Annotated in this window: 9 protein-coding genes; 3 read left to right on the top strand and 6 right to left on the bottom strand. The window is 63.2% G+C overall.

Annotated elements, in window-relative coordinates; translation table 11 throughout:
- Positions 1–360: hypothetical protein (locus NM961_RS23505; RefSeq protein ID WP_255916869.1), on the bottom strand; the 360-nt coding region annotated here is incomplete at its 3' end.
- Between the two features lie 372 nt (positions 361–732).
- Here NM961_RS23505 and NM961_RS23500 point away from each other — a divergent pair.
- Together NM961_RS23500 and NM961_RS23495 are read left to right on the top strand one after the other, a co-directional pair.
- Complete coding sequence (locus tag NM961_RS23500) at positions 733–1212, top strand: hypothetical protein (protein ID WP_255916868.1); 480 nt, start codon at positions 733–735, stop codon at positions 1210–1212.
- Positions 1172–1615 carry a hypothetical protein gene (locus NM961_RS23495; RefSeq protein WP_255916867.1) on the top strand — a complete coding sequence of 148 codons (444 nt, stop codon included), beginning with the start codon at positions 1172–1174 and terminating at the stop codon, positions 1613–1615. The genes NM961_RS23500 and NM961_RS23495 overlap by 41 nt, the downstream gene beginning before the upstream one ends.
- 479 nt (positions 1616–2094) lie before the next feature.
- On the opposite strand, the gene NM961_RS23490 is transcribed toward NM961_RS23495, so the two are convergent.
- A complete protein-coding gene (locus tag NM961_RS23490; RefSeq protein WP_255916866.1) occupies positions 2095–4398 on the bottom strand; it encodes a pre-peptidase C-terminal domain-containing protein in 2304 nt (767 codons plus the stop codon).
- A gap of 1151 nt (positions 4399–5549) precedes the next feature.
- Here NM961_RS23490 and NM961_RS23485 point away from each other — a divergent pair.
- Positions 5550–6005, top strand: a complete 456-nt coding sequence (locus NM961_RS23485; RefSeq protein WP_255916865.1) for a nuclear transport factor 2 family protein — start codon at positions 5550–5552, stop codon at positions 6003–6005.
- A gap of 144 nt (positions 6006–6149) precedes the next feature.
- Here the strand turns inward: NM961_RS23485 and NM961_RS23480 are convergent, their stop codons facing one another.
- The 4 genes from NM961_RS23480 to NM961_RS23465 all read right to left on the bottom strand — a co-directional run bounded on the left by NM961_RS23480 (position 6150) and on the right by NM961_RS23465 (position 9710).
- Positions 6150–7637, bottom strand: coding sequence for a VCBS repeat-containing protein (locus NM961_RS23480; protein ID WP_255916864.1), 1488 nt, complete (start codon positions 7635–7637; stop codon positions 6150–6152).
- Positions 7638–7946: 309 nt separating this feature from the next.
- Positions 7947–8462 carry an HIT family protein gene (locus tag NM961_RS23475; protein WP_255916863.1) on the bottom strand — a complete coding sequence of 172 codons (516 nt, stop codon included), beginning with the start codon at positions 8460–8462 and terminating at the stop codon, positions 7947–7949.
- A 407-nt stretch (positions 8463–8869) separates the two neighbouring features.
- On the bottom strand, positions 8870–9202 hold the full coding sequence (locus tag NM961_RS23470; RefSeq protein WP_255916862.1) for a hypothetical protein: 333 nt from the start codon (positions 9200–9202) through the stop codon (positions 8870–8872).
- A gap of 175 nt (positions 9203–9377) precedes the next feature.
- Positions 9378–9710, bottom strand: a complete 333-nt coding sequence (locus NM961_RS23465) for a hypothetical protein (protein ID WP_255916861.1) — start codon at positions 9708–9710, stop codon at positions 9378–9380.
- Positions 9711–10124 lie beyond the last annotated feature (414 nt).

The following is a 10124-nucleotide window of genomic DNA, read 5'->3' as shown; positions in this document are numbered from 1 at the left end:
TGCGAAGTCAAAGTGGAAGTGGGCAGCGTCCAGGCCGGCTGGCACGCGGTAATCCTTCAGTACCAGTTTTGCACCGAGGATGGTTCCCTCGGTCGGGCCAAGGTCCGAACCGAACCAGCCGTAGCGGTAGGAATAGGCAGCGTCGTCGAAGAACTCGTAGCGCACCGTGACGATTTCCGCGGAAGCGGCGCCGCTGGTCAGGGCGAGCAGCGCGGCGAGTAGATGGCGGTTAATAGTGTTCTCCTTCAGGTTGGGCGGTACGACGGTGTAAGCAGGGCGGGTTGATGTTTGCCGTGGCCAAAGGCCCGCAGTCCCGAAAATCGGGCAAGTGGAACAAAAAGCCGATGCGGGCTGGGGCATGGGTCTGCGCTGGAACTGATGTGCCAGGGCGTGGACGAGACAGGCGCAAGAATCGTCGCAGCTCAGCTTGGCTGATCGGTTGCCGGAGGGGGCGGGACGCCAGGAGACGTCCGGAGACCGGCGCGAAATCCGGGGACGAAATCCGGGACACCCACATTTCGGGATTTTCTGGTGCCGACTTCCAACGAATCAGGTAGGGGGATCCCAGGGGGGCGGGACACCCACACTCCAGAATTTTCCGACCCAATGCTCCCGGATTTCCTGTAGGCGGCCACTCGCCCGGCAAGTCATGCTGCCTCCATGGCTCGACCACGCTCCCAACTCATCCCTTCGGAAGGTGCCCAAGGCTGCTACCACTGCGTCCAGCGGTGCGTGCGACGCGCCTTCCTCTGCGGCGACGACGCGCTGACGGGGCGGAATTTCGAACATCGGAAGGTCTGGGTTCGCGAGCGACTTCACCTGTTGGGAGCCTGTTTCGCCGTCGCTATTCACGCCTACGCGGTGATGAGCAATCACCTGCATATCGTTCTGCAGGTTGACGCTGCCGTCTCAGCGGCATGGAGCGACGAAGAGGTGGCGTCGCGCTGGATCCGGCTGTTTCCGCCGCGTGAGGGTGCCGATGAGGCTTCGGACGTGAAGCGCCAGGCATTGCTCGCCGATCCAGAACGTCTCGCGCGGCTGCGCGCCCGGCTCGGGGATCTCTCCTGGTTCATGCGCTGCCTGGCCGAACCCATCGCGCGCCGCGCCAATCGGGAGGATCAGTGCACTGGCCGGTTCTGGGAAGGCCGGTTTCGGTGCCAAGTGCTTTGTGATGAACGTGTTGCTCGCGGCCATGGCTTATGTCGACCTTAATCCGATCCGCGCTGGCGTGGTGGAGCGGCTGGATGCGCTAACGTACACCAGTGCGACCGAACGTATTAGCCTCGCTCGTTCTGGGCTTTCGCCCGAGGCGTTGCTGCGTCCTGTCGCCGGAGTATTGCCAGTCTCGCTTTCCCTCAGTACGGCCGATTACCTGCAGGTCCTCGACTGGACCGGCAGAGCGCTGGCGCCAGGTAAGCGTGGTCGGATCGGTGGAAGGGCTCCGGCGATACTTTCGGTTATCGATAAGGATGCAGAGCGTTGGGAGATGCGTGTGCGCGGGTATGGGGGCGGCTGGGCGCGGGCTGTTGGTTGTGCGCAGGATCTGATCGACCTGGCTGGACATATTGGGCAGCGTTGGCTTCAGGGAGTCCGGTTGGCTTGGCTGCTGGACTAGGTAACTGCTGCCGTAAAGAGCGGCGGTAGTAGAGGCGACGTTTTACGGCATCACCGTGTGCGAGAAGCCGGTGCTGCGTCGGCCCAGGGAACGCGTCGTCGGCGACAGAAGCGCATGCGTTTTGTCATCCTGGCGCGATCGGATAGCGGCTTCTGGTGCTTTGGCGACTGGGGCGATGACGTGGCCGCGAGATCGTTTGGTTGGACTGTGTGGGTGTCCCAATTCAGGCACTGATCTCAGAGCCAAGACTTAAGTGTGGGTGTCCCAATCCCAATCCAAAAATTCGCACTGTGCAAATTCGCAGGTGCCCTAAATTCGCACATAGTCTGCTTGCTCAATGCGCCCAGGAAGCAGCTGTGATTGCTTATGACTGGAATGTGGGTGTCCTGAGTTGAGAAAGTCGAGCTCCCACGCCGCGAGCGTCCGCAGCAGCACCGGCAGCGTGCCTGGCGGTCACGCTGCCGGTGCTCCACGGCGTCTCAGTTCAGCGTGAACGAACCACTGCTCGAACTGATACTGCGCTGGTCGTAATCCAGCACGGTGATGCGGTAGTCATTGCCTGCGTTCAGTGTCGACGGAATCGTCCATGCGTACGAGCCGTTGGATGACACGACGTGCCAGGCGATCCACTGTACGAAGTTGCTGCCTTTGTACAGCGCGATATCGACATGCTGCGAATTTGCCGCCGTCCAGCTGACGGTGCGCGTGGAGCCGCGCGACCATACCTCGCCGCCTGCGGGCGTAGTCAGGTTGACCGTCGTCACGTTGGGTACCTGGAAGCTGGCCTTCAAGGAAGCATTGGAATAGGCCGAGTAAGCGCGCAGCATCACGTGATAGCGGCCGGCCGACGGCGCGGGAACGGTGCAGCTTTCCGAGTTCCCCGGCAGGTAGGGGCGGCAATCGTAGACGGACACGGTGGGTGGGGTGCCGAAGCGCGTATACAGATCGACGTCGCCGCTGCCGCCGTTCGTCGTGAAGACGAGATTCGTTGCGCCCGTCGGAACGTCGATGTAGTAGGCGGCCTCGCTGCCAGCGGCACCGCTGGCGGTGACGGCGACATTGTTCAGGAGCGGCGTGGTGATCGTGCCCGCCTGCTGCGAAACGGTGAAGGTCTGTCCCGCCACGGTCAACGTACCGCTTCGTGCGGCGCCCGTGTTTGCTGCAACCGTGTAGGAAACCGAGCCGCTGCCGGTAAAGGGACCGCCTCCGGAGGTGGTGGTCAGCCAGTTGGCGCCGGTCGATGCACTCCAGGAGCAGTTGCCCGCACTCGTGGTCACCGCGATGGTGCCGCTGGTGGTATTCGCGCTGACTGTCGCCGCGGTCGGGCTGATACTGCTGGTGCAGCCTTGTCCACCGCAGTCGAGACAGGTCGCACCGGCGAAGCTGCTGCGAATCAGATTGCCCGGCTGGGAACCAAACCCTTGGGCAAGGCTGAAGTTGCTGCAGTAGCTCATGATGGTGCCGTTCTGGTTCGACGGCCGGGCGCAGCTGCCCTCCGGCGCCGCGCAGCCATCGAGCGCGGTGTTGTTGCCGTTCCACGCGCAGGCTTGCGTGTGCTGGGAGCCGAAAAGGTGGCCTAGTTCGTGCGGAAAGGTGGCGCTGGCCCAGGAATAGGTCGGGTAGGACGGGTAATCGCGGATGGGGCTTACGCCAGTTTGGTTGTAGTCCGGACCGCAGATGCGGTTGAGTGTCGCGATGCCGCGGTCGATATGGAAGCCAACCAGCATGGCGAGATCGCCCTGGATGCCTTCCTGGTATTTCCGGTTCCAGAAAGTGTTCCAGATGGCCTGGTAGCCGTTGATCGAGGCTTCCGGATTGGGTGTGGTCCAGACTTTCAGATAGTGCAGGTTGATGGGAATGTTCTCATTGGCGTACACGGTCTTTGCGACATTGAAGAACCCGGTAGCGTAATTGGCCGTATTGTTCCCCTGGACGAGATAGACGTCGTTCTCGACCTCCAGATGAATACGCACGCAGCCATTCGCGAGCAGCACCTCGGCCGGCGTAGAACCCGCTTTATTGCCCGTCAGTGCCCGTGTCAGCTTGTCCTGTAGTGTGGTTGGCGTGCTGGATGCCGGACATTGTTCCGGGGTGATCAGGCCTTCCTTGCTTACCTCATCCAGGCCGCATTCCACGGCGGGGCCTGATTTCTTCTTGTAGACGGCCGATTCGCGATAGACGATATGCTCGTTGCTCGGATTGCTGCCCTTGATCCGGCCGATCAGTGTATTGCCGCTTTCGGGGGTTCCTACGACACCGGTAACTTCGTAGGCGCCCGTTTCTGGATTTCGGAACACGCTGAGCGCGGCCGCCGATTTGGCATCGCCTTTGAGCGTGCCCTGGTAGTGAACACCGGTGTTGGTCCAGGACAGGTCTTCGCCGTTTGCGCCCTCGATTTTGACGTTGTCGTAGTTGACGCGGACGAGTTCGACATCGCCGCTGCCTGGAACGGACAGCGTGAAATACTGCGGTTTGATCGCGAGCAGCGATTTTGCAGCTTCCTCGTCGACGGCCAGCAATCGTCCCTGCGAAACGAGCGCGGAGACCTGCGAACGCTTGGCAAGCGGCGTTCCCTGGTCGTGCAGAAGTTCGAACGAGCGGAACTGATGGCCCGCCGCCTTGGCCATGCTGACGTTGCGCGCAAGTTGATTTGTCGCATGAGCATCATCGGCTGCCGTGGCCAGCCCGGGAAAGCTCGCGACGACGAATGCCGCGGCGGTGAAATATCGGCAAAGATGTGCCTGCAGCCGACGCAGGCGCGTCGACTTGATTGACGGTTGCATTTGACTCCCTCCCAAGGAATGCGATGTGGTTGCTGCATCACGCAGCAAGCTCCGACGTCGCGCGAGAGGTTGGCTTGTTCAGCATTCCGTTGCGATCGCCTTCCATGAACTGTCGGCGAGCGTCGTGAATAACGTCGCACGCGGTGTGATTCGTGGCTTGTAGGCTTGACGCGCGTTGACAGTTGGTATTGCAAAACTTGGGGCGTCCTGCACGAAAGCATGCGCAGGATCATCCTGCATGAGAGTTCTGCTTTGCAGAATGCTGTTCTGCAACAATGGTACTCCCGCGCTCGCTATGAACTATGTCCGTTCCTGACGTCACCGTATGGTCCGGGCATGAGTCAATCGGGGACACCCACACTTTGGCGGCTGAATCGGGCGGCTGAATCGGGGACACCCACGCTCTGGAATTTTCCGATCTGACGCCTAAGGATTCCGCCACCGTCCATTCGCTCATCGCAGCGTGTCAATGAAGTAGTAGCCAGCTTGTTTGCGGTTGGAATGTATGGACTAAATCCAGGACACCCACGCTCCGAGACGAAGTCCGACGAAGTCCGGGACACCCATGCTCCGGAACCTTCCGATCCTGTTTCCCTGCGCCGTTGCCCACGCGCCAGCCGTAGCGAGCCCGAGAAGCACGTCAGTCAGTTAGCTTGGAAGTTAGCTTGGGACACCCACACCCCAGAATTTTCCGATCCAGTTCCCCTGGACGAAATCCAGGACACCCACCTTCCGGGACGAAGTCCGGGACACCCACGCTCCGGACCTTCCGATCCCGTTTCCCAGTGCCGTTGCCCACCCGCCAGCCGTAGCGAGTCCGGGAGGCGAGTCAGTCAGCCACCCAACCACCCAACCTGGGACACCCACACTCCAGAATATTCCGATCCAGTTCCCCTGGATTTCCTGTGGTCACCCACACGCCCGGCAAGCCATGCTGCCTCATGATTTGTCTACCAGTAGCGCGCCGGCAAAAAGCCCGCGAGATTGCTCGCGGCTGGAATGTCCGAATGACACGCCGGAAGGGCGGGGCGATGCAACGTTGCCGCCATTGTCAGTTTCGCGCCGCGATGAAATCTCCGCGCGCCTTACCCGGTCAACACAGCGCGCGCGAGCTGCGTCCGTATCTGTCCATCCCCATTCCGAGATAATCGATGACCCCTGTCGCCCTGATCACCACTATCGCCCTGGCCGCCGGCACCCCGGCCGCGAATGCCGAGCCGAAAACGCTGGACCCTAAGACCGTCGAAGCGGTCAAGGCCACCTGCTTTGACTATATCGATGGCCAGTTGGAAGGAAATCCCGACCGCGTCGCGCGTTCGCTGCATCCGGACCTGGCCAAGCGTGCGGTGATCGGCGATACGCCTTACGAACGTTTCGGCCTGCGCCGCATGAGCAAGGAGGAACTGGTCGAACTTACCAAACAAGGCGTGCTGAAAACGCCGCCCGACCAGTGGAACCGTACCTGCACCGTGCTCGATATCACCGGCAACGCGGCGTCGGTGCGTCTGGAGACGCCGTGGTTCGTCGATTTCTTCCACATGGGCAACTTCAGCGACCGGTGGTTGATCGTGAATGCGCTGTGGTACAGCAAGCCGAAGATCCGTTGATCGCGGAGGGGTTGCCGGGCATCTGGCCGCATTCATCCGGCCGGTCCCGGCTTGCCGAGGGAAGCGCTTGTACCAGCCAGAGCGTAGTCGGCGCCGCACGGCTGCGGACGCCGAACGTGTTGCTGTGTCGGATTGGCCAAGCCTTTACTGAAACCCGTCCCGAAAAATAAACCCACTCCCATACAACACCTCCACCGCCCCGTCGTCAGCTGTGGCGTTGTCGTCGTAGTAGGGCACGCCTATGGCCAGGTCCTGCACGCCGTCATCGTTGTAGTCGCCGATGGTCAGCGTGTGGCCGTAGCGGTCGTCGACGGCGGGGGCGCCGACGGTGCGGGCGGCGCTGCGGGTCCAGCGTTCGGCGCCGGTGGCGGTCAATCCTTCCGCGTCGGCGTGCAGGATGATCACCGAGCCGGCCTGGCTGAGGCCGTTCACCGTGTCGTCCGGCGCGCCTATAGCCAGGCTGGTGCGGCCGAAGACCAGGCCTGTGCTGAGGCGGCGCAGCCGGCCGGCGGCGAGGCGCGTGCCGAAGCGGCTGTCGGCGGCTGCGCCGGGGATGTCCGCCGGGGTGAAGCGCTGGTTGCCGGCGGTTTCCAGGCCGTTCGCGCCGGCGTAGACGATATGGACGGCATTGGCATCCGTGCCTATCGCCAGGTCGTCGGTCAGGCCGGCGTCGAAGCCGGCGGCCGCCAGTTCAGAGCCGAATCGCAGGCTGTTGGCGCAGCTGCCCTGCAGCGTGCTCACGCCGGGCCGGAAGATGCGCGAGCGGGTGTTCACGATGCCGCCCGCGCTGCCGTACATCACGATCACCGCGCCGCTGCGCGTGGTGCCGTCGGGACAGCGCGCGCCGGTGGCGCCGATGGCGAGGTCGGCGTAGCCGTCGGCGTCGAAGTCACCGCTGGTCAGCGCGAGGCCGTAGCGGTCGTCTTCCATGGGCGTGAAGCCCAGGCCATCGCTGTTGCGCGTAATCAGGCTGCTGCGTGCAGAGGTGATGCCAGAAGACGTGCCGTAGGTAATCATCACGGCGCCGGCTTCGTTGGTGGTGCCGACGTCCTCGCCGTGGGAGCCGATGGCGAGGTCGTCGTAGCCATCGCCGTCGAAATCGCCGGCGGCCAGCGCGTAGCCGAAGCTGTCGCTGGCTTCGTGCACGCCGGGATAGCCGCTCAATTCCTGCTGGATGGTGGTGATGACGTCCCAGGTGCCGCTGGAGGGATCGCGCCGGGCGACGTAGGCGCGGCCGCCGGACGGCACGGAGGTGCTGTACGACGGGTTGCCGAACGCGATTTCGTCGCGGCCGTCGCCGTCGAAATCGCCGGTGATGACCGTGTTGCTGCGCAGCCCGACGCCGGGCTGGAACGTGGTGCCGTAGAACTTGATCAGCGCGCCGCCGTTGCCCACGTCCCAGGCCGCGCCGCGCAGGACGCGCAGGGAATAGGTGCCGTTCGGCGCGATGATGAGGTCGCTGATGCCGTCGTTGTCGACATCGCCGGTGGCCGAGCCGTAGCCGTATTGGTGGGTATCGGCGATCGAGTTCCTCAACAGGGTATTGCCGATGGGGCTCAGTGCGGTTTCCGCAGCGAGCGTGGCGCAGGCGGGCAGCAGCGAAAGGATGGCGCAGGCGGCAAGACGTGACATGGCGAACTCTCCCGGCATTCCTGGGGTTCAATGGAACAGCGCGAGCCGTGCAGGGCGCTCGCCTTTCCGCTCCACGCGAAAGCGGCCCAGGCGGGGCCAATCAGCTGCCTGGATGGGCGCTGCGAAACGAACTCGTGAGGGCGGGTATCCCTTCGCTGCCGAGGTTTGTAGTCATGCGTCGATTGCCGCCAGCGCGGGACTGCTGTCTGCTATCTGGAATCGGTTCGGCGGCGCGCCTGGGTTCACTGAACAGGCCGAAGCCTGCTGCTTCGCGCCTGGCTGGAAAACCCGGGCAAACGGCCAACCGGGCTATTCCGGCAGGTTGGAACGAATCAGCGCCGCGGTTTCGACGAGTTGCGAGGCGCAAGCCCGGACGCGCTCCCGGCGCTGTGCATCTCCGCTGGAGTCATGCGGTGTTCCGCGCCGGCGTCCGGCGCCATCGAAGGTTGCGAGTTGCGGCGGGCCTATGCCCCAGTCGCTGCCGGGTTGCCGGGGCACCACGTGGAAGTGGAAGTGCGGTGTTTCCTGCCCGCTGTAGACCCCGTTGTTCTGGAACGTGAGTATGCCGAGGGGTTGGTAGGCCCTGACGAGCGCCTCGGCGACTCGCTTGGCCGCGACCATGACCGCCGCGCATTCCTGCCGGGAAAGCTCCAGCAACGTTGCCACATGCCGGCGTGTGATGACGCAGCACTGGCCGATCTCGAACTGCCATGGATTGATCACGGTGAGGGTGAATTCACCTTCATCGATGATTGCCCAGCGTTCTTCGCGACCTGCCATGCCTTCACAAAGGTCGCACGGATCTCGCAAAGGAAGCTCGATCAACTGCCTTCTCCGATTCAGCCGCGGATCGATTCAAAGAATGCTTGGAGAGCCTGCCTTGGTCAAACGGCGACGCGATGGTGGCCTGAATTCGGGCGGGGGAGCAGAGCGGGACACCCACTATTTACGCATCGCGGGGGGGGGCAGAGCGGGACACCCACTATTCACGCATCGCAGGGAAGCAAAGCGGGACACCCACTATTCGCATATCGGGAAGCGCCTCGGGCGGAGTTGCGCAGCACGAATAGGTCACCCCTGTGATGAAATCGACGCCAGGCGCTATCTGCAGGAAGCGGCTACCGGACCATGGTGCTGCCGGTTGAGCCAGTCACGCGATGCATCCGGCGCACAGGCCGGGTGCGTTGCTTGCATCGCCGGGCCGCACGCAACGCGCGGCCCGGCACCACAGCTCAGTCCACGATCCACAACGAGAAATAGTCATTCTGATCGGTGCGCGTGGTGTCGGTGATCGCGCGCAGCGTGATGGCATGCTGGCCTGGGCCTAGCCTGATCGGGAAGAAGAACGTCGGCAGGGCGAGGTGCTGGTTGGCGTTGTTGAAGAACAGCGGCACATCGCCGATGTGCTTGTCGTCGAGGTAGACGGCGACACCGCAGATGGCGCCGGGCAGGCTGGCCCAGCAGCTGCCGGAAAAGCCCAGGGTCAGGTTGCCGGTGAGGGGCACTTCAAACGGGTAGGTCAGCGGCAGCACGCCGCCCTGGTTCTGTGCGATGTAGTACGACACGGGAAGGCTCCTGTGGATGGACCGCAAAGACACGGCGCTGCGCCAGCGGCGGGGCGGCGTATGGCGGAATGCGCCCGGCGCCGGATTGCACGGGCCCGGTCGATGCCGCCGAGGGCGCTGGTAGGACGAGGCCAGACGAACGAAGTGAGCGCTCGTGCGGGACTGGTCCTGTGGATCAGTCGACGATCCACAGCGAGAAGAAATCGTTCCGGTCGGACAGGACGGTCGACGACAGCGCCTGCAGGGTAATGGTGTGTTGGCCCTCGCCGAGGTTGACCGCGAATATCTGCGTCGGCAGCGCCTGGTGCATGTTGGGGGCGTTGAAGAACAGCAATGCCTTGCCCAGGGATTTTCCGTCGAGAAAGACTTCGACGCCGCCGGGATTGCTGGCCGTGCTGCTCCAGCAGCTGCCGGAGAAGGCAATCGTCACATCGCCGGTGATCGGCGCAGTGAACGGGATTTTCAGCGGCAGCGGACCGGGCTGGTTCTGCGCAATCACGATGGTCATGGCATTGCTCCTGCGGGTGGCAACGGGTGGGGCGGGCGCCTATCGCGGGCGGCGCCGCCGGCCGTCCGGCCGCGGATCGCCAACGCCGTTGCCCCCTTGCGGCGTGTCGACTATCCCTAGCGGAAGAATGTGGCAATCGCACTCAGCGGGAGTGGATGGGGGGGGAGTTGGATTGGTGAACGGATCGGGATAACTGGATCGGGACACCCATCAACAGGATGGGGCAACTGGTCGGGTCGGGGACACCCACCAATCGGAGTTGAACGGGATCGGGATTGGGATTGGGACACTCTGAACCGCCCCGGCTTTCCCGGAGGCTCTTTCCCTTGAGAGGATAGAGCGATGAGAAAGTCAGACAAGTTTTCGGACGAGGTGCGGGAGCGGGCTGTTCGGATGGTGCTGGAGCACCAGGCC

The sequence above is a fragment of the Tahibacter harae genome, from assembly GCF_024437735.1.
Lineage (GTDB): Bacteria > Pseudomonadota > Gammaproteobacteria > Xanthomonadales > Rhodanobacteraceae > Tahibacter > Tahibacter harae.
The sequence above is the reverse complement of the archived record's forward strand: the minus strand, read 5'-3'. Positions and strand labels throughout refer to the sequence as shown.

Excerpts from the sequence above, each read along its gene's own strand:
- NM961_RS23495 (WP_255916867.1), top strand. The coding sequence starts at position 1,172 with ATGAACGTGTTGCTCGCGGCCATGGCTTATGTCGACCTTAATCCGATC.
- NM961_RS23490 (WP_255916866.1), bottom strand. The coding sequence starts at position 4,398 with ATGCAACCGTCAATCAAGTCGACGCGCCTGCGTCGGCTGCAGGCACAT.
- NM961_RS23485 (WP_255916865.1), top strand. The coding sequence starts at position 5,550 with ATGACCCCTGTCGCCCTGATCACCACTATCGCCCTGGCCGCCGGCACC.
- NM961_RS23480 (WP_255916864.1), bottom strand. The coding sequence starts at position 7,637 with ATGTCACGTCTTGCCGCCTGCGCCATCCTTTCGCTGCTGCCCGCCTGC.
- NM961_RS23465 (WP_255916861.1), bottom strand. The coding sequence starts at position 9,710 with ATGACCATCGTGATTGCGCAGAACCAGCCCGGTCCGCTGCCGCTGAAA.